The organism is Paenibacillus sp. FSL H3-0302, from assembly GCF_037982245.1.
Lineage (GTDB): Bacteria > Bacillota > Bacilli > Paenibacillales > Paenibacillaceae > Paenibacillus_AQ > Paenibacillus_AQ odorifer.
In genome coordinates this window covers 200,773-224,179 of sequence record NZ_CP150284.1, presented here as the reverse complement: position 1 = coordinate 224,179, position 23,407 = coordinate 200,773, and the positions used below count along the sequence as shown (strand labels likewise).

The following is a 23,407-nucleotide window of genomic DNA, read 5'->3' as shown; positions in this document are numbered from 1 at the left end:
GGCTCTATGACCGCGATTGAGCTGGATACAATTGACGAAAAAAAGACTGCCGGGACCTTCCCGACAGCCTGAACTCATTCTCATAATTGGCAAACCAAGTTTCTTCGCCTGTAACAATCCTCTACAACCTCGGGTCGATCTCTTTCTCTTTCGTTACCTCGAATAACAGGTTTGCTGCAATTTGCTTGTAGTCCTCGTTGTCAGACGAGATCTCATCCAGCTTCACTTCTAGCATTTGTCTGCCCAGCCGGTGTTCGATTAAGGACGTCCGAAGCTTAGGAGCGATATTCTTCTGTTTCATCAGCTTGGCATACTTATGTGGAAACTTGTAGTCGTACCCGTAGATGATCGACAGGTAGCCCGGATTGCGGACCTTCATGTATGGGACTACCCCCTGCTGTTCTTGCTCCGGTTTGATTACAATTCCCTCCATATGTTTCTCTACCGTTATCTTTGCGAAATACTCCTCTGCTCTGATGTAGGCATCAGGCTCTTTCAAGTCCAAAACCAGAGATTCATCATCATTTAAGAACCTGTATAATTCGGAGGTTTTACCGTCAGGTACCCGTTCAGCACCATTCTCCAGTACTTCCTTCAGGATTGCAAAAGGTTTGTACGCTAATTCTGCATCACCCGCATACAACTCCAGTTGCTGCTTGTATACTCTGTAAGCTTCCTCACGCTGGTCAAGATCTACATACGATTCTCTTATGTCACGGACATACTTAAAAGTCTGATAAACATGAGACCCATAGTTGTTGTTAAGCGCCTCTTTCGACATATGGTGCTGGTCTTGTTCAAACCCGCTTGCTTCAAAATCCTGTATCAGTTTACCCAGTGACTCCTCAAATCCATATTGTCTTAAGAAATCCAGTTCTGTCTCCAGCGCCTTGCTAATCGGCCGGAACTGACGCTCAATTAACCCATCCCCCAGCGCTTTCCAAGGCAGCAGCTCGCCATCCAGTAAAAGCACACGGATCCCCTGCTCAGCCATATAGGTTCCGAATCTATGCAGCAGTTGTTCGTAGATAGGCGTCAGATCGACCGCCTTAACCTTGTAGCCGTTCCGGCTAATTGCGTAACACTGCTCTATATCCCGGTAAAGGTACACACTACAGCGTGATCCCATATATTTAGGCTGCAGGACGACTTCAGATATACGACGCTCGGCAAAATAATCCAACCCTTTTCGCAGAGACTCAAGCTCACCGGCAGCCATATCCTTATCCGCAGGTGACATCGTCCCGGAGATGAAGTTGACCCGGTTCTGCGAGGAATACTGCAGTCTGCGCACAGACTCGTAATCAAGCTCTAACAAGGATACGGTTTGCTGTTCCCGGAACAGGATAGGTAGCTCTTCGTGCACCGTAGTCACATGCGATTTTTGACTTTTATAGAAAGGTTTAAACGACATGCGAACAGAAGTTAGTTCATTACCCTGCGCACTCCCTGTGTCGAGGTGGAGTTTGTTTTTGATCCGAAAAGTCTGCTTGGCTGCAATATGTCCGAAGAGATGAAAGGGGTGATTACTCACAGCCTCTTGCTTTAGGAAATCAAGCTGTTCCTCAAAGGAAACCTCACGATCCAGCCGAAAGTTACGCTGATGGCGTAGTGAATTCGTATCCAGCTTACCAATGTACTTATTACGGCAAGGAGCATGAGTAACATAAAAAGAAGGACCTTGCATACCTATATAGCGGTAAAAGGGCTGAGATTGCTCCACTAAAGCCGAAAATTTACTAAAAAGCGCGGTATCCTCCTTAAGCACTTGGGTGGAATCAAAGTACGTTCTTAGCAGTTCCGGATCGGTTCCTTGAATCTCACCCTTTACGTACTTGTATACAAAGTTCTCGTGATTGCCCATAACAAATAGGAAATGCTCGCGGTTATCAAATAAGAACTCAATCGTCTCCCGTGTCTTTTTGCCCTTATCAATCCAGTCACCAGCAAGAATGACTCGTGTGTTACTGAGCTTATCTGTTGCACTTAACTTACCTTCGTGCACCCTGTAGCCGTAATTACGTAAAAGTCCCTGAAGCTCTTCGACGCACTCATGAACATCCCCAACCACAATATACTCTTGTGCTTGTAGAAGTACCGTAGATGCGTAAGTATCCCAATCCTGTATAATCACCCGGTAGTCCGGGTTAGCTATCCCTTCACCCTCGAGAATAAAATCTTTAGCACGCACTTTATGAATCTTGTTGTAACCTTCCCGTGACAGAACAGGCAGGATTTCTTTTCTCAGCCGGTTTAAATGATTGGAGATCAGCTTCTTCGAGCGCTCCGAGACGTAGTAATCCTCCCGTTTACGGTAATCAAACAGAATAACCTCCAGATTGTAATTATTTTGCCCGGCGATCTCACGGACTTTACTACGGTAATCTTCGGATAGCCCAATGGTATCCATCACCACAAACTCCGCATTAATCGGAAAAGAAGTGACTAACTTCAATCTCTCAAACAATAATTGAAAGGTATGCGAACTCGCCTCCAGCATAACCTGATCATACTTATCATAGTCGTAGCCCAATATCTCCTGGCGGATACTATCCGAGGATAAGTACTGCACATTCGTACGTAACCCTTTAGAAGCATCCTCTAGTTTTAACTGCGGGATCAGAACTTCTTTAGCAAAAGTTGACTTCCCGCATTCCGTTGCTCCTACAAGCAGAAATATGGTGTGTACACGTGTTTGAATTTCCATTGCCTATTCCTCCTTTCTTCGCACAATAGCGCATTGCGTCGTACGGATCTCGCCAACCCGGTCACCAACCATCAAATATTCAACCTCGACTGCTAAACCTTGAACCGTATCCAAAACCCATTGCCCGAACGCTTCCTGTCCCATTTCCCACTTGTGATCTTCATGCCGGAATCCTTCCAGCTCATAGTAACGATTGAAATCAGCATTCGGTGTCGTCACAATAAGCTGTTGAAAATTCACATTACCGATTATTTGCTGAATAAGCTCTGCCGCTTCACCCTCACTCATGTGCTCTACAACTTCTGTTAGAATCACATCAACCTGCTCCCCATTGTACGACTCCAGAAAATGGTCCAGTGAGCCAAAGGTTGCAATGTTATCAATGTCCTTAGCTTTCGCTTTCCGATTCACAACCTCCAGCAACGCCTCGGCTATATCTACCGCATAATAGGTGCTCTCTATTTTTCCGGCAAACGGAATTGCATAGAAACCTTCTCCGCAGCCGATGTCCAGAATCGGCTTATTGAATGGAAGCACACTCGAAATAAAAGTACGCCGCTGCATCGCAGTACCGCCATACTCCAGCCCAATAGAATACTGGTCTGTTTGTTCGATGGAGGCTTTATATCGCTTGAACCGTTCCTTAGAGGTAAGGAAATTCCTTGCAAATAGACTTCTTATATAAAAAGGTGCATCAATGACGTTAAGGCTGCGGATATATTTATCCAAAATAGCATCCGAAATATCTATGTACTCATCCCCAAATATGGATAAGAACAAGGACAGCACACCAACAACATGTAAGAGGTGATACAAGCTTTTATGTGTGGTAATCGTCAGCGAATAGCTCTTATGTGCCTGATGCTGCAAGGAGAAGGTATAGCCCTTTAAATGCTTTTGGAAAAATTCAATATAGTGTATCCGCTCAACCTGAACCATATTGATGAAAAAAGAATGCTCATATCCTTCCGCATCCCGTTCATCCTGGGATTTAAAGGGTGTAGAGAAAAACTCATTGACCGCATTAAGCGGAAATAGAGGTGTATTAAACCGGGAGACATTTAGATACTCAAAGCTCTCGCTTCCGTTCTGCTTGTAGGATATATCGTTATCTGCGTCCTTAAAATAAACGTTATAAGTTGCCTCATCAGAATACCATCCATAAGCCAATCCCTGACGAACCAGACGAAGCTGCATACCTGTCACTGGATTTTTTTTAATTAAAAAAGTGAATTTTGGATTCGTAGATTTCAGTTGTACAATAGCCACTACCATCTTCCTCCTATCAATCTTTCTATAGGGCCCGTCCCCATACTTCCTGTAAAGCTTCTCGAAATAGAGCATCCAGCTGATGATCTCTGTTGTTCTCCTTAGCATTCAAGGACGCCGCCACCTTATCCAACACTTGGAACTGTTCTTCTAAATAATCGTTAATCGCGGTTAGCTGCGGCTCGTAGTCTAGTTCCTCACCGGATTTTTTTCGTGCCAGCAATTGCTGAATCACCTGCCACAGCTCTTCATCCTGCGGAATAAGCCGCTCTACCAGTACATCGAACTCCATCGGCGGCATCTCTCCATATCGGTGAGTCCATTCACAGGCTAGAACGGGACGAAGTACATAAAAGTACTTTTTGATCTTGACCTGTTCGCCTTGCAAATAATCACGGTAGTTCCCTCTTGCCATGTTTAAGTAATGGTACATACAAGACTTCGGTGAAAATGTGTACGGGGAAATGCTTCTAAGCTTCTCTGCTGTACTGTACTTTTCTGCATATTGAATGGGTGATTGCAGCCACTCCAGCAGCGGTGGATTAGACTTCCGAAATAAATTCAGTGCTTTCCGCAAATCCCAGCCATTGATATCAAGCATATTGTTAATAGGACGCTCGATCACATCCCGCTTATCAAAAATAGATAGATACCATTCCGGTTTATGCAGATAAATAAATCTCACATCATAATCACTGTCCTGCGATGGGAATCCCCACGCCCGGCTACCTGATTCGCAGGCATACAATATTGTAACTTGCTCCTCCTGTTCAATCTGTTCCAGCTGCTCACGGATAAGCTTGTTTATAGGATCCATCTTCATCCCTCCAGATCGGTTACTTCCCTATTCTCTACCCTTGTTACTATTCGAACGCCTCATCAGAATTGCTTTGGCTTCATGGATCTATCTTCGCTCATCTTCCCTGTAACGAACAGGGCGGAAGTATGGCGGCGGCCAAAAACACTTCCATTTTATTCAACTCTGGTGCTTAATATAATGAGTACTACTATTTCTTATGGATTCGCTACAGGGTGGAGGGATACAAATGGCCCGGGAAAGTTTTGACAAGGAGATTCAATTTCTTCGCATGCTCTCTTTAGCGGGGGGAGCTTACAGCAGACAACAATTCGCCGATCGTCTCGGCATTTCTGTACATACCTATGACAAAACGCTGCGCAACCTGAAGGGCATGGTAACCGTCTTACAACAGGATCTGCCTACAGAACAAGCAACAGAACTCTCTGAGTGGCTCCGCTATAACTACTATGAATCTGCCGACCCGCTGCTCCTGTTCTTGTTCCGGGCGAAGTCGCTTAAGGAAACGGAGAGCATCCGGCTTACACTACTATTAACTGCGCTCCAGACTCAGGAGCTAACGGCTAAAGATCTACAGGATGTGTGCAGTGAGCAAATGCCAACCGATTATCCAATGCCCGATGAGAAAACCATCCGTGGAGATCTGAAATACCTTGAGGAAGTTGGCGTTATTCTTCGTGTAAACGAAGGTCGGCCTTATCGATACAAGGCTGCTAACGATCTGATTGATCAATTATCCGGCGATCAGCTCTTGGATCTTTACGACTATGTTGATGTCATCGCCAACACGCAGACTCCGTCTGTACAAGGTTACCTGCTGCGCGACACCTTAAAAAAGGTCCTGCGGAAGCGGGGTTATACCCTCGAAGCTACGGAAACCCATAGATACAAATATAATTATCATTCACGTATTCTTGATGAGGCACACCTATATACGATATTTGCAGCCATTCAGCAGCGAAAAAAAATCAAGTTTCTATATCTATCCCCTAAAAAGGGCAAAAACTACGCCTCTCAGAATACCAATCCTCTCTTTGAGCGGGAAACAAGGGGCGTCACAGAAACTGTTCTTCCGCTCCGCGTCATCTATGACCATCAATATGGGCGCTGGTATTTAATCGGACATAATTCACGTATGGGCATCATGAAATTCCGAATGGAGGGCCTCACTCAAATTGAGGAGGGCGACACTGTGGAAGAAGCAGAGTTTGCTCAGAAACTCAGCAATCTGGAAGAGCAGATGACAACCAGCTGGGTTATAGATACCACCCGTGCAATTAAAGTGGTGGCAAGATTTTATAACCCCAATCGCCCAGGTGTTAATTTTATTCGGGAGCGGGTTGAAGCGCAGGGACAGTGGGGAGAAATTACGGAAGAGTCCGATTCTACATTCCTTTATGAGATCATAGTGAATGGTATTTATGAAATTAAGCCGTGGTTACGAAGCTTTGGTTCGAGCTGCGAGGTATTAGAACCCCCTTGGCTGCGTAAGCAATTTATCGCGGAGTGGAAGGAGATTCACAGCTATTATGAATCCATTTGAGAAAATATTTAACTTCCAAATCATTTCACGCCTCGACGAAGTGGGTTCATTAGCGCTGACCTCCCAGGAACGTTCCTGGCTGAAAACCATGTTAATGCACCCGGCCTCAGAAGCAGCTTTTACACTGGATACCTTAAGTAAATTGAACGCCATATTGGAGGCAGAAGCGTCCACAGAAGTGCGGCAAATTATTATGGAGAAAGCTAAAAGCAAAGAGCGGCAGGTCTATCATCCAATGCTTCGTACACTCCGCCGTATAATCATGCAGAATCAAGCGATCCTTATTACTTTCCATATTAAGCATGGAGGCCAACGAACTGACCAAACCGGGTTCCCTCATAAGCTGGAATACAACATGTATAAGCGGGAGTGGTATCTGCAATGGTACAGCACCCGGCAACGTTCTCTTATGTCCACTAAACTAAAAAACATTATTTCTGTTGAAGTAGCTCCCTTCCCTGCCAAACGGATTAATGATTTAAAAGCAAGGATAATGCGATTATTAGAGGATCAGAAGGAATGTGCATGTATTCAAGTCATCCCCACCTTTAATGCTGAGCTATCACGAATTCTGTACGCCTTTTCCTGTTTTGATAAATCCGTGTCCTTTGATGAAAATTCGGGTATCTATCGAATCAAAGTCATCTACATGAGAGACGATAGCGAATTCCTATTGTCCAAAATCCGTTTTCTTGGCCTCCGCGTAAAAATCGTCGAGGGTGAGCATCTTAAGCGGCGCATGCTGAAATCCGCAGCTATGGCGATTGACCGGTATGGGGAATAACCGAGAATTAGTATAAGCTGGTCAACTATCCTGAAGTGCTGAAACTTGCTTATATAGTAAAGTAAAAGACACGGTTAAGATGTCTTTTACTTTACTTACAGCAGCTTTCTTAAAAACTGAGAGTTAGTGAGGGGATTAGAAGTGGGAAAGAGAGTTATAGTGAAAATTTCAGAATTGACCAAAAAACATAAGATTTCCCTACGAGAATTATCCAGAATATCCGATGTCCGACATGCCGCATTAAGTGAGTTAGCTAATGGAAAAAGGGAGAATATTAACTTTAGTCATATAGGCAAAATTGCAGAAGCTTTAAATATTGAGGATATTCGTGAGATTATTGATTTGGTTGATGATAAAGATTAATCAAATCAACACAAAATTAATAGTTTTTGAATCGACAATAACTCAAGTAATAAGATCTTAAGAAAAAGCAAAGAAAAGCGCCCCCTACAGGTCGCTTTTCTGCTTTTCTGATACTCCATATTAAAGTAGAGGCAGCCATTCCCCTATTCCAGCTTCATATAGTATAGATTCGCCGTACTATCTTTTGTAATGGTATGTGCACCTGCGGCTAGAGAGACAGTGGCAATGTCATTGGTTATAGGATAACTTGTTCCATCCACTTTGATTTTCGTTCCCTCTGTGTTGAACACTAGGGTTAGCGTTGAAGCTTTAGCAGCAGTGAATTGAATGCTGGTTGCACTCTCGATTTTTAGACATTGGGTTAGGGTTAAACCCTGATAGGCCACAGTTCCCTTACTTGTTGAGAGATTGCCTTGAATATTGAAGAAGCTGCTTGTTGTTCCATCCGTAGTAAAGTTGTGAACGGTTGCTCCCGCTGTCGGCACTGGCGTTGTCGTCGGTGCTGGAGTCGCTGTTGGAGCTGGGGTCGCTGTTGGCACAGGAGTTACTGTTGGCGTAGGTGTTACTGATGGAGTCGGAGTCGGGTTCGTTGGGTTTGAATTCCCCCCTACAGAGACAAGTCCCGTTGTGTAGCTTCTGATTGCAGACATCAGCGCTGTATTCAACGCATACGAAACGTCATCCACTGAATCATTAAATTCCCATGTGAAGTCTCCGCCATTCAGACGTCCGGCTTTTGCCATAACAATCTGTTCAACATTGCTTACGTTATCAATATTAGATACGTTCACTCCTGTATTTACGCTCGTGTCGAAGTTGTTATAGGCTGTTCCGCCTTTTAATGCTTTGTATGAGCTTGGGACGGTTTCATTTCTTGACGAAGCTAAGTAAGCATCAAATGAGGTAACATTAGCAGGAGCTGTCCCTGTGTTTGAATTCGCATAGATGAGACTTGAAGCCTCTACAATAAGATTGTTATAGGCTTTAATCACACCTCCATTTTCGCCTGAGAATGTGCCCTCCCCTAAAGCATCTGTACCTTGTAAGGAGATCATCATTGGAAACTTAGCATGTCTAAAATAATTAGATTCTACAAAAGCTGAAGCACCTGTAGTAACACCCACACCGTATTTGGAGATACCATCGAAAAAGTTGTTATAGATATGGACGGATGCCACTCTAATCCGCGGATGACGGGAGTCCGAATGGTCAAACCAGTTGTGGTGGAAGGTAACAAAAAATTCAGCCGGCTCACTCAAACCAACTAGCGAAGATTTTCCGGAATCCCAGTAATGGTTGTAAGAGATTGTAATATAGTTGGATCCATTTTTAAGGTCTGTGGAACCGTCGCCCTTGGCTTGGTCTGCATCGCCTCCAGCAGCTCCATAAAAAATATCATTATTATGCACCCAGACATTCATATTGCCAGAATCCATTGAAATGCCATCGTCGGGGAATAACATTACACCCAGGTTTCTTACTTCCACATTACCTACATATCTTAGAAGCATTCCCCAACCGTATGCGTAAGCATCATTTCCGATACCTTCAATAGTAATATTCATTTCCGAATAATTGTTTTTACCTTTGACTTCAAGATACCCACTGCTGTTAAGCTGTCCACTCAGATCAGCAGCTGTAACTTTTCCGATAATTCGGATCGCAAGTGGAGTGGTATCATAGCCTTTTTGTCTCAGTGCCAAAATACCGCCCAGGCCAACCCCTGTTTGTACAGCGCCGGAGCTGTTGATTTTTACACCAAGCGTTACGGTTTGCGCATTCTGAGATGTTATATACAGCACTTGAGCACCATTCTTGAGGGTTCCATTCTCATTATAAGCCCCTGATCCTGTACCATATTGCGAACTAGTCGAAAAAGCAAACCCAGAACGGTCATATGACGTTATAGATAGCGGATTTGAAACCGCACTTACCGTCCCACCCCCTGACAACGTAGCTTCAACTTTCATCACATAATTTCCGGCTGCAAGCCCTACAGCATCCGCTCTCCAGTAGGAAGGATATTTGCGGATTAACTCATTATTAATTTGTTGATACCCAGAATCCGCTGCACTTGCCAATTTAACATAAACGTTATACCCTGTCGCATTGCTTATAGGTGACCATTCCACATATGCCGTTTCATTCCAGCCTCCACTGCCTGTTACCGCAAGACCAGCAGCATGCACCACCGTATTTGTCCATCCACCTACTATTAAAGAAAGAGCAAGAGAAAACAACACAACAATACTGGTTACCTTTGCAACTCTTTTTTTCATTTTATTTCCTCCCGATTTTAAATTTGTTGCAGATATCCTTGTAACCGCTTGCAAAAAAATGAAGTTTCTCTTTTCACCTCCTAAATATTTAGAAAGAGATCCTACATCTAGCCCCTGTATCCCTTCGAAAATAATACAAATTCTGAAACCAGAACACGTTCAACATATCAAAACTAAAAAAGGTTCCGAAACAATCATTTACTCATATCTCCCCTATCTAACCGTGTTCTGAGCTAATGATTATAGGACAGCGAATGGATTGTGATCATACAACACGAATAGCCACACAGTAGCCAGCACATAATAAAATTCACAACCATTAGGTAAACAAGGAGGAATTTTCAATTGAGCGCAAATAAACCAGACAAGAATCTGCTCAACACTGTAAAAGATTTGGAAGCCACGCCCGTAAACAGCCTGGAAGCCCAACAGCAGCAACAAGCCCGTAATGATCGCCGCAAGCAATCCCAGCATGACAGCGACGGCAAATTCACGGAAAATGAAACCGGGAACTTTCATTAAAGTCGGGGATAATGTTGGCATCTTTTTTTCAAGCTGCAATAACGTAAAAAGACACCCTTCAAGGTGTCTTTTCTTTTACTACCTATGGAGCCGTATCAAATCATTTAATCCTTAGTGCCTGGCTACAACGTGTGCAATAACGTGTACCCGGCGGAGACATTGACCCGCAGCCTTCACAATAAAGCTCCTGCATCATAGGCTTCACTTGTTCGTCATGTCGGATCGCCTCATTCATTGTTGGATTTAACATATTCAAGGCATGGAACTCCTCTCTTCTTCCCCTACGAATGAGTAAGAACAATAAAAAGAGACCCATAATCCCGACTACGGCCATAACACCGGCCTTCATCAGCCCCGATTCAAAGTGATAATTCCATAATGCATGCATCACAACTACTACTAAAAACATTTCAATTGCGCGTCGCCATCTTGTCCATGGCTTGACGTCCCCCAAGCTCGAATTCTTATGCATGCTACTTGCATACCATATCCCCACAGTGGCAATCGCAGTCCATGTTCCATGACCGAAGGGCGATAATAATGCTCTCATCCATAGGACGGTAAGCATCCCTATTGACGATGCCTCGTCTAGATGAACCCATCCATAAATAATACTTTCCACTGCCGCGAATCCCATGCCTGCTGCCGCACCAAACACCACTGCATCCATTAGAAATTGGATTTTCCGCGTTCGAACGAGCATCACACAAATTAATAATTTCGCAGTTTCTTCTATTAGGGCTACAGACAAAGGTACGTAAAGCTGTGAAAAATCAAAAGAATTTGCTTTTACTTCAAAAAGCCATATCCGCTCTAAATACCAAGCCAGAGGAATAGCCACAACCGCGGTAGACACAAAAACTAAAACAAGTCTCCGCTGACGGAAGCCTATTAACTGCTGACTTCTCACAAAAGCTACGAAGGCTGCGGGACCCACCACTCCTCCAACAATCAAGGTGGCGATCTTCCACCATTGGCTATGAAGGAATAGTGCCAAGAAGGAGACTACAAGAAATCCACCTACCAGCCACAACAGCTGGTCAATCCACTTGTCTTTGGTTTTAGGTAGAGATTCCTTATCCTCGGCAATAGACTCCTCGCCGATGGCAATTGTAACTTTCTCCAGCAGATGGGGTGTTCGTATGTTTAGAACCTTAATGAGTTGTTGACGAACCGGAGCGTAATAGTCGAGTATAGTTAAGAACTCTAACTTGCCCATGATAAGTAATTCACTATCTTCTACCGCGATCAACGTGTGCGAGGCAGCCGTGTCTGTTAGTAACTCTGTCTCTCCATAAAAATCTCCTTCTCGAAGAACAGTCTTACGCCGCTTTTGGCCACGAAGCTCGATACTCCCGCTGTTAATCATGAAAAAATGATCAATTACCGCACCTTCCACGATAATCTCTTCACCCTTCGTGACTTTCTTGATCGTTGTAATCTCTGCAAGACCCCGAAGCTCAGCATCAGGTATGACCGACCAGATTGTCGCTTTACGAAGCATACTATGGATCATTCGGATCCGTATGTTCACAAGCACACTCTCGTAAAATAATGGACTTAGGTTCGCCAAATATTCGAAGGATGGACGGTCTAGACGCAACGCCTTTACTGGCCCGATTGCCGTAACACTAGCTGATCTTTGTTCGTTCCGAATAAGACCCATCTCTCCCACTAACTCTCCCGGTCCAAGTTCAGCTAAGAGCAGTGTTTTCCCAACTAAGTTAACTGAGGTTACTTGCACCTTCCCTTGCCATAAAATGAAACAGTCCTTAGAGGTGGACGCTTCCATAAGAAGTCGTTGTCCATCCTCTAAAGACACAAGTGTTATAGCGTTAATTACATTTTGTAGCTCATCATCAGGAATACCTCGTAAAAACGGATGATCTCGTAGAAAATCAACTGCAGCTTTGGATATCATAGTTTTAACTCATCACCGCATATTCCCTATAATACTACTTCTGGAATCTTGCATTTTTTTAATAAAATTCGTCATTACATCGAAGGCTTCGTTACGTTTATTCGTTAAACTTTGCAGGCGCAGCATGTCCATTTGCTGGCTATTACTTGCACTATCAATCTGTGACTTGATTTGCCCCAACAGCTTCTCAAGTTCCCCTTTGTTTTGCGGTATAGCCATGCCCATAGCAGTAAACATAGCACCCTTGTCATCTACCAGCTCCACAGCAGAGCCGGCCTCAGCACCAGAAGGAAGCTTCCCTAGCTCTTCATTAATAACTCCCAACAATTGATTCAGTTTTGCGATTGTTTCATTCTGGGCTTGTACAGCTGTGATTTGATCTTTTAACTGGCTCTCTAACATATTAGTACGATTCTCCTGCACAGCCATCATTGCGGTTTCAAGATCCATGCCCTGAATGTTAACCTGTGTCATCCCCTCCAAATTTACGCTACCTACCGAGTTTTGCGTGGCATTTCCATTCAGGGCATCCTTAACAGAGTTATAAACCGAATTGTTATATAACAAGGCCCCTCCTACAATGATCCCCAGTAAAAAAGTACCTGACATAGATAAAACCAATTTTTTTACACTCATTTCATTTCCCCTTTTCATTTATGGATGATCATTGTGTCATCACGATTAATAAAGCAAAATGTACGCGTTCTTTGTTAATATTGTTATATCATTTAGGGTGATTTATGGTCTGTAACCCCAATTACAAATTCAAACATTTGAACTCACTCAGATTACGTCAAGTATATTTCTAAGTCTATCTATGTTACACACAAGTATTTTCCTCTGATCAATACGTATCAACTGCTCATCCTGTAATCCAAGCAACGATTTTGTCACAGTCTCACGCGCCGTTCCTGTCATATCCGCCAGGTGTTGATGCGTTAATTTCAAATCGATTAGAACACCTTCATTAGAGGGCACTCCGTGCTGTTCTGTTAGACGCAACAACACGCGAGCAATACGCGTACGTACGTCGATAACGGTTAAGTCTGTTATTAATTTATTGGCATCCCGCAGACGATCTAATGCTGTTTCCAAAATGCCGATTAGTATTTCCGGATTACTTTTTAGTAAAGGAATGAAATCACGTTTTTTCAAAATACATAAGGTAGACTTCTCAATGGTCCTTGCAGAAGCAGAGCGCGCTCTTTCGTTTTGCAACAAAGCCATCTCTCCAAAGAAATCACCTTCTCTAAAAATAGAAAGAATTACATCCCTAGAGTGGTTATCTTGATAGATTTGAACAACTCCAGAGAGAACCAGATAAAGCTCCTCTCCCTCTTCACCCTCAAAAAAAATGGACTCTCCTTTTATATAAGTACGCTCGTTACATACCTTAGCAATTTCAGCTAAATATTCATCATCAAGATGTTCAAAGAACGGAAAATCCCGTAACAGTTGTGGGTTCATCTTCTAGAGGTTCCTCCAGTATAAGTAATAAATTTTTTAGGATTGAATCGCGAAACTTATCCTATATTGTAATGCTTTTAATTTAAGATAAATAGTGACAGCAGTCATTAAATTATGATGTGACATTTTTACATTTTATGGGTTTGTGATTGAGTATATTTCACAAATTTTCCAAATACATCATCATAAAATTGAAGGTTTTGGTTGTTTAGGACAAGAATAAAGTTAAGATTCTAAATTTCGAGAAGTGAGTTGATGAACATGAGTGATAAGATGGTGACTGTTTTTAGAAGACAGTTTGATCCAACCGTAGAAATGTTGAAGAATCTTATCGAAGTATGTCCTGATCATTTTTGGAAGGATGCCAAGCATAAATACTGGAAGCATATATTCCATGCTACAACCAGCATGAAATTTTGGTTTAGGCAGCAGAAGGATGAAGAATTCACGATACCTGACTTCGGTAAAGATATAACAGAAGACTTAGATAAGGAGTGCTCTGACTACCCTACTAAGGAGGAAATGACGGAGTACGTAGAGGAGATAATGAGTGTGGCTCGTAATTTTTTTGCTGAACTTACTGACGGCAGATTATTGGAACCATGTGTACTATACGAAGAAATAACTAAAACTGATGTTATCCTCATGCAGATAAGGCATGTTCAACATCATATAGGTTATTGCAACAGCATATTGAATTCGAATCACCTAGAAACAGCAAAGTGGCTATGATAAAATGAGTGACCGAAATCAGCTTCTTTACCACGAGGAGTGTTATTTAATATGGTTTATGAATTTGATAGTGAGATAAAGCTGCTGGAAGGTAAAATGAAATGGAAAGTAGTCTATTTCCCCTATTCAGTAAGGGAGATATTCAATACTAATGGTAAAGTACCTATTCAAATCTCTGTTGACGGGTACGAATTTGACCATACTTTATTGCCGTCAAAGAATGGGCATTATTTTGTTTATAACGAATTTATTAGAAGAGCAGTACAAAAAGAGCTCGGTGATACATTACATATAATAATCGTAAACTGATTGTGCCTGATTACATTACTACAAACCTTGAAGAGTACCACATGCTGAATACATTTCTAAACCAGCCTGATTACATTACTACAAACCTTGAAGAGTACCACATGCTGAATACATTTCTAAACCAGCCTGATTACATTAAACGAGAGCAGATTAATTATATTGAGCTTGCTAAAAAGGAAGATACAAAAAATAGACGAATACTAGCTCTAATTGATAAACTTAAGGATTAATAAAGGGACGACAATAAAGTTGAGGTAAAATAAAGACATCAGAGTTAAGCAACGAATAAAATGAGCACCAAACTTTAAAAAATCACAAAAAAAGCGATGAGAAACAATCCTCATCGCTTTCACATTACTAAAACCAGACTTGTTACAGCAAACCTCTGCCATAGTAATAGATGATCGTTTAAGAGTCAGCAACCCTCTGCCCCCTTACGTGGTGCTGGCACGTCGATTAGCAAGCGCCATAGCAGCGGCGTAGCCGGAGCTCCAAGCCCATTGCAGGTTATAGCCGCCGCAATCTCCATCCACATCCATCACTTCACCTGCCAAATACAGCCCAGGGACTAACTTAGATTCTAACGTTCCTTCAATTAGCTCCGTCGTATCAATGCCACCGGCTGTTGTTTGTGCATTCGTGAAGCTATTGGTATCGGTCACTTTAAATTCCCAACGTTTCAAGATTCGATAAAATATTTTCTTGGTTTTCCATGATAAATCCATACAAAGCAAGTGCGGCTGTTGATCAATTCCAGCCTCCTTCAGCAGTACTGGAATCAGTTTCTTGCTGACGATGCCCACAAAAGAATCGGCAACCGTCCGGTGTCCGAAGATCCCCCAGTGGATCTCCAGAAAATCAATTAACTCTTCCTCCGTGCGCTCCGGCATTAAATCAACCGACAATGTCACCGATTCTCCTATTCCGAGATTATACGCAGCCTTTCTGCTGAGCTGAAGTATGGGCGGGCCCGAGATACCATAGTCCGTAAAAAGAATCTCACCAGACTCAGTGCGGATGACTTCATTGTTTACGATAACATGGGCCTCTCCCTCAATTTTGATGCCCGATAGTTCCTTCAAATACGGATAATCCAGCTTCAATTGTACAATGCCTGGCACCGGGTTGATCAGGGTGTGCCCCAGACGTTGGACAAGCGTATAACCGGAGCCGTCCGTTCCCGTTTTGGGAGCGGTAAGGCCGCCTGCACATAGAAAAAGATAGTCGCTGGTATACACAACCTGTTCCTCTGTCTCCGTCTGGCAGGTTATCGCGAACCGCGGATGTCCCGCCGAAACGGTAACATCCAACACTTTATGTTTATAATATACGGGAACATTCCGATCCTCCAGCGCCAGCTTAAATACACCCGGCACCGAAGCCGCCTGCAGCGACATAGGATACATCCGGCCATTCTCCAAGCTTACAAAAGGAAGCCCGAGTGAGGAGAAAAATTCGATCGTTTGGCGGACACCGAATTGCCGCAATACATGTATTGGGAATCCTTCCTGATTACTGTGATACTTGCGTGATAAAGCGGCCGCTTCATCCGTACCGGTGGCGGTGGATTGGTTCGTAATGTTGCAACGCCCGTTACCCGTCGTTATTATTTTCTTCCCAAGCCGGTCATTGCTTTCAATAATTGCTGTATCAATACCTTGATCCCTCGCTGTAACTGCAGCCATTAGACCTGCAGCACCCCCACCGATAATGAACAGCTCGTGGTGCTTAGAAGTCTGATCCTTATACATGTTAATTGATGCATCCCTTTTCCTAATAAATTTATTGAATTGACTTAGCTAGCGCCATGGCGGCCACATATCCGGAACTCCAGGCCCATTGCAGGTTATAGCCGCCGAAATCTCCGTCGACATCCATCACTTCGCCAGCCAAATACAGCCCAGGCACCAGCTTGGATTCCAGCGTTCCTTCGATGAGTTCCGACGTATCAATGCCGCCGGCTGTCACTTGCGCATTCGTAAAGCCATTGGTATCCGTCACTTTAAATTCCCAACGCTTCAAGATTCGATAAAATTTCCCCTTGGTTTTCATCGATAGATCCTGGCAAAGCAGCTCTGGCTGTTGATCTAAGCCAGTCTCTTTTAGTAGGACAGAAACAAGCTTCTTATTGAAGATGCCAACAAGGCAATCCGCCACAGTCCGGTGTCCAAAGGTCTCCCAGAGCCTTTCTAAAAACTCAACTAACTCTTCCTCCGTGCGGCCCGGCATCAGATCAACCGACAATGTTACCTGTTCTCCTCTTGCAAGATGATACGCTGCCTTTCTGCTTAGCTGAAGAATGGGCGGGCCGGTAATACCATAATCCGTGAAGGCAATTTCACCCTGTTCACTGCAGATGACTTTACCGTTCACAATGATATGGGCTTGTCCCTGAGATTTGATAGTGGACAGTGCCCTCATATTCGGATATTGCAGCTTCAATTGCACAATGGCCGGCAAAGGCTCAATCAGGGTGTGCCCCAGACGTTCGGCAAGTGTATACCCAGGAGGTTCTTTTCCCGCATTTGGACCGGCAAGGCCACCCGCAGATAGAAGTAGATAGTCGCTAGTATAAACAACCTCCTCCTCTGTCTCCGTTTGGCATTTTATCTTGAAGCGCGGATGATTCTTCGAAACAGTAACATCCAACACTTTGTTATTGAGGTATACCGGAACATTCCGATCCTCCAGCGCAAGCTGGAAAATATCCAGCACCGCTGCTGCCTGCAGCGACATTGGATACATCAAGCCCTCCTTCAATCTTGTAAGTGGAAGCCCGAGTAAGGAGAAAAAATCTATAGTCTGACGGATGCCAAATTGCTGCAATACCGCAAGTGGAAATCCGGCCTGATTACTGTGATACTTGTGCGATAAAGCAATTGCTTCATCCGTACCCGTCGCAGTGGATTCATTCGTAATGTTACAGCGGCCATCACCTGTCATTAATATCTTCTTTCCAATCCGGTCGTTACCCTCCAGAATGGCAGTATCGATACCCATATCACGCGCAGTAACGGCGGCCATTAGTCCGGCAGCACCTGCGCCGATAATAAACAGCTTGTGGTGCATAGAAGTCTGATTCTCATACATGGTTGGTCAATGCATCCTTTATCCAATTTTTCTAAAACACAGAGTCACTTTATTAAATTATAGCATAAGTATACTGGTTTTCATTTATATCTCCCTATTAACTCTTCCTATCCTAGGTTTGCCTTTTTTATCCCTATATAGAACCTTAAATTTTTCTTCACACCTTCTTCACTGCAATCTTTAATTCCACATACGAAAGATACTGGATCTAGCAAGATACTCATTTTTTTGAACCGCCACGCATAGTCCAGATCATATTCTGAAAATATGAAAAAAGACACCTTTCATGGTGTCTTCAATAGTACTCCATATGGAGCCGAGCCATGGCTGTACAAATCCACAATTCGCCGCCGTGTGATGATTCGGATGTTCGGCGAGGTAGCATAGTTTAAGATCATTCCTTGGTCAGCGTATCGATGCGCGTGTGGCATTGCCCAGCGGATCAAATACGCCATTCTTCTTCCCATTGATAATACTAGCTTCTGCTTCATCTTTAATTAGATTCACTGCATAAGAGCTTGCGGTAGACATATCCGTAACTTTGCCTTTGGAAGCATCTTTATTACACTGATGTAGCCATTCAAGGAAAACAAACTCTCCTATAAAGAAAGGCGATCCTTGAGTAGCATAAAAAAGAGTTGCAACGACAACAAGACCTAGACGAAGCGTTCGAAGCGGTTAATTACAAACTTCGCAAGTACGATCAAATCTAGAAGGGGCAAATAACGGCTGAGCAGGAGTTTGTAATGGGTGATCACGAGGTAATGCATGACGAGTTCCTCTAAATATACACAAAAAAGAACCTTCAACCACTTAGCTTGTGGTTGAAGGTTCTTGCTGTTACGAACTCAGTTTGGCCGCTTCGAGCAAGCGTTGTAAAATGACGGTAGCTTCGGCACGTGTAATGACATTGTTCGGCGTAAGCTGTCCTTGATTGCCTATGATAATTCCGTATTTAACGTTAAGTGCAGCTGCCGCTCTTGCAGACAAGTCGAGCAAATGATGGTCTTTGAATGTGCTAAGCTGTTGAGCGGCTTCGCTATCGGAAATCGCTGTATCCATCCCAGCAAGCTTCATGGCTTTCCCCAGCAACACCATTGCTTCTTCTCGGCTTAGCTTCTCGTTGGGAGTGTACTGGCTGTTGTTACTTGCCGTAACTAACCCGTAGCCTTCCGCAATGGAGACCGTTTCGTAATACCATTGCCCGCTGTTGACGTCAGTAAAGCTAGTAGGCTGATCAACCGTGTGTAATCCGAGAGCCCGGACCAACATCGCCGTGAACTCAGCTCGGGTAATTTGCTTGTTCGGTTGAAAGCTCGATTCAGTGACACCTTGGACGATCAGCTTGGACGCTACTTGTTCGATATCATACTTCGCCCAATGATTCTGAATATCCGCAAAGGTTTTGTCATTCTCTATAACGGCATAGACGCTATTTGTCAGGCTATAAATGACAGCAAAGGTCTTGCCGTTCTCCCTCATCATTCGGGTAGGTACCGGCACGATGTTTCCATCCTTCGTCATCGTAATCCCCGTTATATTTTTATTGTGATCATCTGCTGAATTGGGAATGACAATCGTCCGCTCGACATAGCTAAGAAACTTGTTGAGCTCAATCGTCTTACCGCCATGTGCTGCTGTGATGTTGAAATCAATCGGCGGCGACAAGAGTCTTGCCTTCCCTATACTATTAGCAAGTTGCACGATATCGCTTTCTGGTACATTGGTAATCTCGACTTGAATCACCATGTTTCGCAGTGCATCCTCCGAACCGAAACGCTTCGTGACAAGACTCCAATCGATCCGGTTGGCAGCTAGAAGATAGGAACCAAGCTCCGTTTGAATTAGAATAACTGCGTTTCGGTCATTCAGTGTTGTGATAAGCTGACCGTTTAAGAGCAGAAGAACACGATCTGAATCATTATGGACCGGTATGTTAATGACTGGCTTATCGGGTAAGGAATCGAGGTAACGCGATAATTTCTTCTCGTCGATGGTTACCGTTGTCACTTTCTTTCCGTTCATAACAGCAGTTGTTTCTTTGGCTAAATCCTTCTGTTTAACTCCATTGATCTCGATCTCTAGCCCTAAGCTTGGAATTGGGCTTGTACTTGAGCTTGTACTTGGGTCTGAGCTTGAACCTGAACCGGATTCAGGAGTCGAGATATTCAGCGTAAACGTGGCAAACGTCTGATTTCCTGCTTCATCGATGACGACTAGCGTGTAGTTGCCAGAAGATATAACTCTCGTTCCGGTTGTGAAGGGCTGACCGTTTAATGTAGCGGTACCTTCATTAAATCCAATCGTCAACGGACTGGTGTAGTTGCTTATTCCTACAGTTAGACCGGTTATAATCGGGTTTGTTCGATCAATTGTGAAAGAAATCATTGTGACGTTACCCGCCTCATCCGTCACCACAAGCGTATAGTCACCTTCGGCAAAAACCGTTGCGCCACTTGCGAATGGATCTCCGTTCAAGGTCGCCGTACCTTCATTGAACGTAATCGATTGATTCGTGTTATAGATAGAGCCGTCGGTCACACCGCTAATGATCGGGACCGTTTTATCGATCGTGAATGCAATGGTTGTAACGTTGCCCATCGCGTCCGTTACGATGAGTGTGTAGTCGCCCTCGGCACTGACTTCAGATCCGCTAGCAAAGGGATCTCCGTTCAATGTTGCGATTCCCGTGTTAAACGTGATCATTCTGTCGGTATTATAACTCGATCCGTAAACAACCCCAGTAACGGTTGGGCCGGTTTTGTGGATCGTAAAGCTGACTGTCGTAACGTTGCCCACCGCATCGGTCACAATGAGTGTATAGTCGCCTTCAGCGGAAACGGTCTCGCCACTTGCGAATGGATCTCCGTTCAACGTTGCCGTACCTTCGTTAAAAGTGATCGTTCTGTCGGTGTTGTAGCTCACCCCGTAAACAACAGCGGTGACGGTTGGAGCGGTTCTGTCAATGATGAAGTTGGCCGTCGTAACGTTACCCGCCTCATCCGTCACCACAAGCGTATAGTCACCTTCGGCAAAAACCGTTGCGCCACTTGCGAATGGATCTCCGTTCAAGGTCGCCGTACCTTCATTGAACGTAATCGATTGATTCGTGTTATAGATAGAGCCGTCGGTCACACCGCTAATGATCGGGACCGTTTTATCGATCGTGAATGCAATGGTTGTAACGTTGCCCATCGCGTCCGTTACGATGAGTGTGTAGTCGCCCTCGGCACTGACTTCAAATCCGCTAGCAAAGGGATCTCCGTTCAATGTTGCGATTCCCGTGTTAAACGTGATCATTCTGTCGGTATTATAACTCGATCCGTAAACAACCCCAGTAACGGTTGGTAGGATTTTGTGGATCGTAAAGCTGACTGTCGTAACGTTGCCCACCGCATCGGTCACAATGAGTGTATAGTCGCCTTCAGCGGAAACGGTCTCGCCACTTGCGAATGGATCTCCGTTCAACGTTGCCGTACCTTCGTTAAAAGTGATCGTTCTGTCGGTGTTGTAGCTCACCCCGTAAACAACGCGGTGACGGTTGGAGCGGTTCTGTCAATGATGAATTTCACCATCGTGACGTTGCCTGCTGCATCGGTTACAACCAGCGTATACACACCATCCTGATCAATCTTTGTACCGCTTGTATAAGCAGTTCCATTCAATTGCGCTGTCCCTTCATTAAAACTAGGAACTACCGATATATAAATTCCGCCCTCCATTACTCCCGTAACAATTGGCGCCACATTTTCGATCTCAAAGTTAACCGTTGTTACATTACCTACTGTATCGGTTACAACCAGCGTATACACACCATCCTGATCAATCCTTGTACCGCTCATATAAGCAGTTCCATTCAGCTGCGCTGTTCCTTCATTAAAACTGGGAGTTACCGACTTATAAACCCCGCCCTCGCTTACCCCTTTAATTTTAGGTGCTGTTGTGTCTATCTCAAAGTTAATCGTTGTTACATTGCCTGCTGTATCCGTTACAATCAGGGTATACACACCATCTTGTGAAACCTGTGCACCACTAACAAAAGCAGCTCCGTTTAAAGTCGCGGTTCCTTTGTTAAAGGTAATCGTTTTGATTGTGTTGTATATTACACCATTCGCTATTCCCGTTACGGTAGGTGCTATCGTATCAACCTTGAAAACCACCGTCGCACTATTGCCTGCTTGATCGGTGACGATCAGTGTATACGTTCCATCCTGGGTGATGTCTGTACCACTGGTATAGGGACTCCCATTAAGCAATCCGCTGCCTTCATAAAATAGAGGATTAACTTTGCTATTATATACTATGTTATTCACTACATTTGTAATAACAGGAGCTATTGTATCTACTGTAATTGTACTACTAATAGTTGAGTTGCTCGAATTACCAACTCTATCTTTATATTGTACATATACGTTTTTGACTCCCTGTCCAGCCGGAAGGACCCATGACCTCCCGTTCAGATCAGCGATACTGAACCAGCTGGTCTGCCAAGTCCCATTAACATTGGAGAGACGCACCTGCTCAACTCCTGAGCCGCTTCCATCCGTATAGGTTCCTTTTAAAGTGACCATCTCTGATTTCGTCCATGCAGCACCATCATTAATAATCAGTGCACCTGTTGGTGCTGTCTGATCCAATAGAATGATCTGAGAAGAACTGGCAGATATCGCATTGTTGGAATCTCTCACCTGCATATAGATGTTCTTCGCCCCATCCCCTCCACTTAGACTGAATGTTGCTGTATTGCTGAAAGGCAACCAAGATGCCGCCGATAAATTAGCAACGCTATTCGCAAATCTCATATGGGTAACACTATCACCTGCATCAGGATCTGAACCTGTTACGGATAGATTGACTGTGCTGGCGCTTGTCGCTGTTCCCTCCGCAATTTTGAAAGAGCCCGTAGGCGGGGTATTCGTCGGTCCGGTCTCATAAGTAACGACTAGCTTCGGGCGAAATGCAGCATTTGAAGCTTCTAAGGAATACAATAAAAATCTCCCGCTGTCTGCATCTGCTTCATTGCCGTTAAGTGTAAAAGTTACTGTGCGATCAGAACCACCCGTAAAGGCATCGACAGCACTCTTAACATTGAAAGTAATCGATTGATCCTGAAGATAAGTGCCCATCGGCACTTCCGCAGTGCTTTTCGCCGTAAATTTATCTGAAAAAGGGCTATTCACATCTACGAAGGGGAAGGTACCATTAAAATTATGGTCCAAACTATTCGCAGCAGAGCCCTTGCCTCCATGTACAGCGTGTGATTCGGGACTCTTAATACAGTAACAACCGTCACAACCAGCTCTGCTGATACAATGGTCCCTTCTGGAGCACCTAAATTGAAAGATGCGGCCATTCTATTGCGCACATTGACGAAGCCGTCATTATTGCTCATGCCGACATATAGATAACCATCTCCGTCATTATCATAGATTCCGTTATATTCCGCTTGACCATTTAATTGCATCGTATCAGCAGTTGCTGTATAGGTCTTTGTAACTGTGCCTCCTGCTGCTTCAGCACTCGGTACCAACCCGGGTGTGATTGTCGTGAATAGAATAGCAATCGTCATGAATAGAGTTAGAATTCTTTCTCTCAATGTTTCTC

20 protein-coding genes are annotated in these 23,407 nt (G+C 44.0%); 6 read left to right on the top strand and 14 right to left on the bottom strand.

Translation table 11 applies throughout. The features are described from left to right. Nucleotides 1-121: 121 nt before the first annotated feature. Genes MHH50_RS01075 through MHH50_RS01065 form a run of 3 tightly spaced genes read right to left on the bottom strand, consistent with a single transcriptional unit; the run spans nt 122 to nt 4,793 of the window. A complete protein-coding gene (locus tag MHH50_RS01075; protein WP_312150999.1) occupies nt 122-2,707 on the bottom strand; it encodes a metallophosphoesterase in 2,586 nt (861 codons plus the stop codon). 3 nt (nt 2,708-2,710) lie between these two features. Next, entirely contained in the window at nt 2,711-3,976 is a 1,266-nt protein-coding gene (locus MHH50_RS01070; RefSeq protein WP_076282634.1) for a class I SAM-dependent methyltransferase, read from the bottom strand. A gap of 25 nt (nt 3,977-4,001) precedes the next feature. Next, a complete protein-coding gene (locus tag MHH50_RS01065; RefSeq protein WP_076126909.1) occupies nt 4,002-4,793 on the bottom strand; it encodes a nucleotidyltransferase domain-containing protein in 792 nt (263 codons plus the stop codon). Between the two features lie 229 nt (nt 4,794-5,022). Between MHH50_RS01065 and MHH50_RS01060 the strand changes: the two genes are divergently transcribed. The 3 genes from MHH50_RS01060 (at nt 5,023) to MHH50_RS01050 (ending at nt 7,483) form a co-directional block, all read left to right on the top strand. Next, nucleotides 5,023-6,336 (top strand): WYL domain-containing protein, encoded by a 1,314-nt coding sequence (locus MHH50_RS01060; protein ID WP_076282633.1) that lies wholly within the window; start codon nt 5,023-5,025, stop codon nt 6,334-6,336. Further along, complete coding sequence (locus MHH50_RS01055; RefSeq protein WP_076126906.1) at nt 6,323-7,120, top strand: WYL domain-containing protein; 798 nt, start codon at nt 6,323-6,325, stop codon at nt 7,118-7,120. Before MHH50_RS01060 ends, MHH50_RS01055 begins: the two co-directional genes overlap by 14 nt. A gap of 141 nt (nt 7,121-7,261) precedes the next feature. Then, nucleotides 7,262-7,483 (top strand): helix-turn-helix transcriptional regulator, encoded by a 222-nt coding sequence (locus tag MHH50_RS01050; protein WP_076126905.1) that lies wholly within the window; start codon nt 7,262-7,264, stop codon nt 7,481-7,483. A 143-nt stretch (nt 7,484-7,626) separates the two neighbouring features. Here the strand turns inward: MHH50_RS01050 and MHH50_RS01045 are convergent, their stop codons facing one another. The 5 genes from MHH50_RS01045 to MHH50_RS01025 form a co-directional block, all read right to left on the bottom strand. Further along, nucleotides 7,627-9,762 carry a pectate lyase gene (locus tag MHH50_RS01045; RefSeq protein ID WP_340033858.1) on the bottom strand — a complete coding sequence of 712 codons (2,136 nt, stop codon included), beginning with the start codon at nt 9,760-9,762 and terminating at the stop codon, nt 7,627-7,629. Between the two features lie 240 nt (nt 9,763-10,002). Continuing rightward, on the bottom strand, nt 10,003-10,305 hold the full coding sequence (locus MHH50_RS01040) for a hypothetical protein (RefSeq protein WP_218640931.1): 303 nt from the start codon (nt 10,303-10,305) through the stop codon (nt 10,003-10,005). Between the two features lie 79 nt (nt 10,306-10,384). After that, the gene (locus tag MHH50_RS01035) at nt 10,385-12,205 is read right to left on the bottom strand and encodes a cyclic nucleotide-binding domain-containing protein (RefSeq protein WP_340033857.1); all 1,821 of its coding nucleotides are present in this window, start codon (nt 12,203-12,205) and stop codon (nt 10,385-10,387) included. A 12-nt stretch (nt 12,206-12,217) separates the two neighbouring features. Continuing rightward, nucleotides 12,218-12,841 (bottom strand): hypothetical protein, encoded by a 624-nt coding sequence (locus MHH50_RS01030; RefSeq protein ID WP_340033856.1) that lies wholly within the window; start codon nt 12,839-12,841, stop codon nt 12,218-12,220. A 147-nt stretch (nt 12,842-12,988) separates the two neighbouring features. Next, on the bottom strand, nt 12,989-13,672 hold the full coding sequence (locus tag MHH50_RS01025; protein WP_076305139.1) for a Crp/Fnr family transcriptional regulator: 684 nt from the start codon (nt 13,670-13,672) through the stop codon (nt 12,989-12,991). A gap of 261 nt (nt 13,673-13,933) precedes the next feature. Between MHH50_RS01025 and MHH50_RS01020 the strand changes: the two genes are divergently transcribed. Genes MHH50_RS01020 through MHH50_RS01010 form a run of 3 tightly spaced genes read left to right on the top strand, consistent with a single transcriptional unit; the run spans nt 13,934 to nt 14,943 of the window. After that, a complete protein-coding gene (locus MHH50_RS01020) occupies nt 13,934-14,404 on the top strand; it encodes a DinB family protein (protein WP_175618988.1) in 471 nt (156 codons plus the stop codon). 51 nt (nt 14,405-14,455) lie between these two features. Next, nucleotides 14,456-14,713 carry a DUF1905 domain-containing protein gene (locus tag MHH50_RS01015; RefSeq protein ID WP_340033855.1) on the top strand — a complete coding sequence of 86 codons (258 nt, stop codon included), beginning with the start codon at nt 14,456-14,458 and terminating at the stop codon, nt 14,711-14,713. Between the two features lie 41 nt (nt 14,714-14,754). Beyond that, nucleotides 14,755-14,943, top strand: a complete 189-nt coding sequence (locus MHH50_RS01010) for a YdeI/OmpD-associated family protein (protein ID WP_340033854.1) — start codon at nt 14,755-14,757, stop codon at nt 14,941-14,943. A 204-nt stretch (nt 14,944-15,147) separates the two neighbouring features. Here MHH50_RS01010 and MHH50_RS01005 read toward each other — a convergent pair whose 3' ends face one another. From MHH50_RS01005 to MHH50_RS00980, 6 genes are all read right to left on the bottom strand, one after another. Then, nucleotides 15,148-16,464, bottom strand: a complete 1,317-nt coding sequence (locus tag MHH50_RS01005) for an NAD(P)/FAD-dependent oxidoreductase (protein ID WP_340033853.1) — start codon at nt 16,462-16,464, stop codon at nt 15,148-15,150. Nucleotides 16,465-16,495: 31 nt separating this feature from the next. Next, nucleotides 16,496-17,803, bottom strand: a complete 1,308-nt coding sequence (locus MHH50_RS01000; protein WP_340033852.1) for an aminoacetone oxidase family FAD-binding enzyme — start codon at nt 17,801-17,803, stop codon at nt 16,496-16,498. 284 nt (nt 17,804-18,087) lie between these two features. Further along, entirely contained in the window at nt 18,088-18,294 is a 207-nt protein-coding gene (locus MHH50_RS00995) for a hypothetical protein (protein ID WP_175620007.1), read from the bottom strand. Nucleotides 18,295-18,643: 349 nt separating this feature from the next. Next, nucleotides 18,644-21,322, bottom strand: coding sequence for an S-layer homology domain-containing protein (locus MHH50_RS00990; RefSeq protein WP_340033851.1), 2,679 nt, complete (start codon nt 21,320-21,322; stop codon nt 18,644-18,646). Then, nucleotides 21,319-23,022 (bottom strand): hypothetical protein, encoded by a 1,704-nt coding sequence (locus tag MHH50_RS00985; RefSeq protein WP_340033850.1) that lies wholly within the window; start codon nt 23,020-23,022, stop codon nt 21,319-21,321. Before MHH50_RS00985 ends, MHH50_RS00990 begins: the two co-directional genes overlap by 4 nt. Next, a complete protein-coding gene (locus tag MHH50_RS00980) occupies nt 22,986-23,399 on the bottom strand; it encodes a hypothetical protein (RefSeq protein ID WP_340033849.1) in 414 nt (137 codons plus the stop codon). The genes MHH50_RS00985 and MHH50_RS00980 overlap by 37 nt, the downstream gene beginning before the upstream one ends. Nucleotides 23,400-23,407: the final 8 nt, after the last annotated feature.

Excerpts from the sequence above, each read along its gene's own strand:
- MHH50_RS01015 (WP_340033855.1), top strand. The coding sequence starts at position 14,456 with ATGGTTTATGAATTTGATAGTGAGATAAAGCTGCTGGAAGGTAAAATG.
- MHH50_RS01045 (WP_340033858.1), bottom strand. The coding sequence starts at position 9,762 with ATGAAAAAAAGAGTTGCAAAGGTAACCAGTATTGTTGTGTTGTTTTCT.
- MHH50_RS01025 (WP_076305139.1), bottom strand. The coding sequence starts at position 13,672 with ATGAACCCACAACTGTTACGGGATTTTCCGTTCTTTGAACATCTTGAT.
- MHH50_RS01020 (WP_175618988.1), top strand. The coding sequence starts at position 13,934 with ATGAGTGATAAGATGGTGACTGTTTTTAGAAGACAGTTTGATCCAACC.
- MHH50_RS01060 (WP_076282633.1), top strand. The coding sequence starts at position 5,023 with ATGGCCCGGGAAAGTTTTGACAAGGAGATTCAATTTCTTCGCATGCTC.
- MHH50_RS01055 (WP_076126906.1), top strand. The coding sequence starts at position 6,323 with ATGAATCCATTTGAGAAAATATTTAACTTCCAAATCATTTCACGCCTC.
- MHH50_RS01010 (WP_340033854.1), top strand. The coding sequence starts at position 14,755 with ATGCTGAATACATTTCTAAACCAGCCTGATTACATTACTACAAACCTT.
- MHH50_RS01035 (WP_340033857.1), bottom strand. The coding sequence starts at position 12,205 with ATGATATCCAAAGCTGCAGTTGATTTTCTACGAGATCATCCGTTTTTA.
- MHH50_RS00995 (WP_175620007.1), bottom strand. The coding sequence starts at position 18,294 with ATGAAGCAGAAGCTAGTATTATCAATGGGAAGAAGAATGGCGTATTTG.
- MHH50_RS01040 (WP_218640931.1), bottom strand. The coding sequence starts at position 10,305 with ATGCCAACATTATCCCCGACTTTAATGAAAGTTCCCGGTTTCATTTTC.
- MHH50_RS01030 (WP_340033856.1), bottom strand. The coding sequence starts at position 12,841 with ATGAGTGTAAAAAAATTGGTTTTATCTATGTCAGGTACTTTTTTACTG.
- MHH50_RS01005 (WP_340033853.1), bottom strand. The coding sequence starts at position 16,464 with ATGTATAAGGATCAGACTTCTAAGCACCACGAGCTGTTCATTATCGGT.
- MHH50_RS01065 (WP_076126909.1), bottom strand. The coding sequence starts at position 4,793 with ATGGATCCTATAAACAAGCTTATCCGTGAGCAGCTGGAACAGATTGAA.
- MHH50_RS01000 (WP_340033852.1), bottom strand. The coding sequence starts at position 17,803 with ATGTATGAGAATCAGACTTCTATGCACCACAAGCTGTTTATTATCGGC.
- MHH50_RS01075 (WP_312150999.1), bottom strand. The coding sequence starts at position 2,707 with ATGGAAATTCAAACACGTGTACACACCATATTTCTGCTTGTAGGAGCA.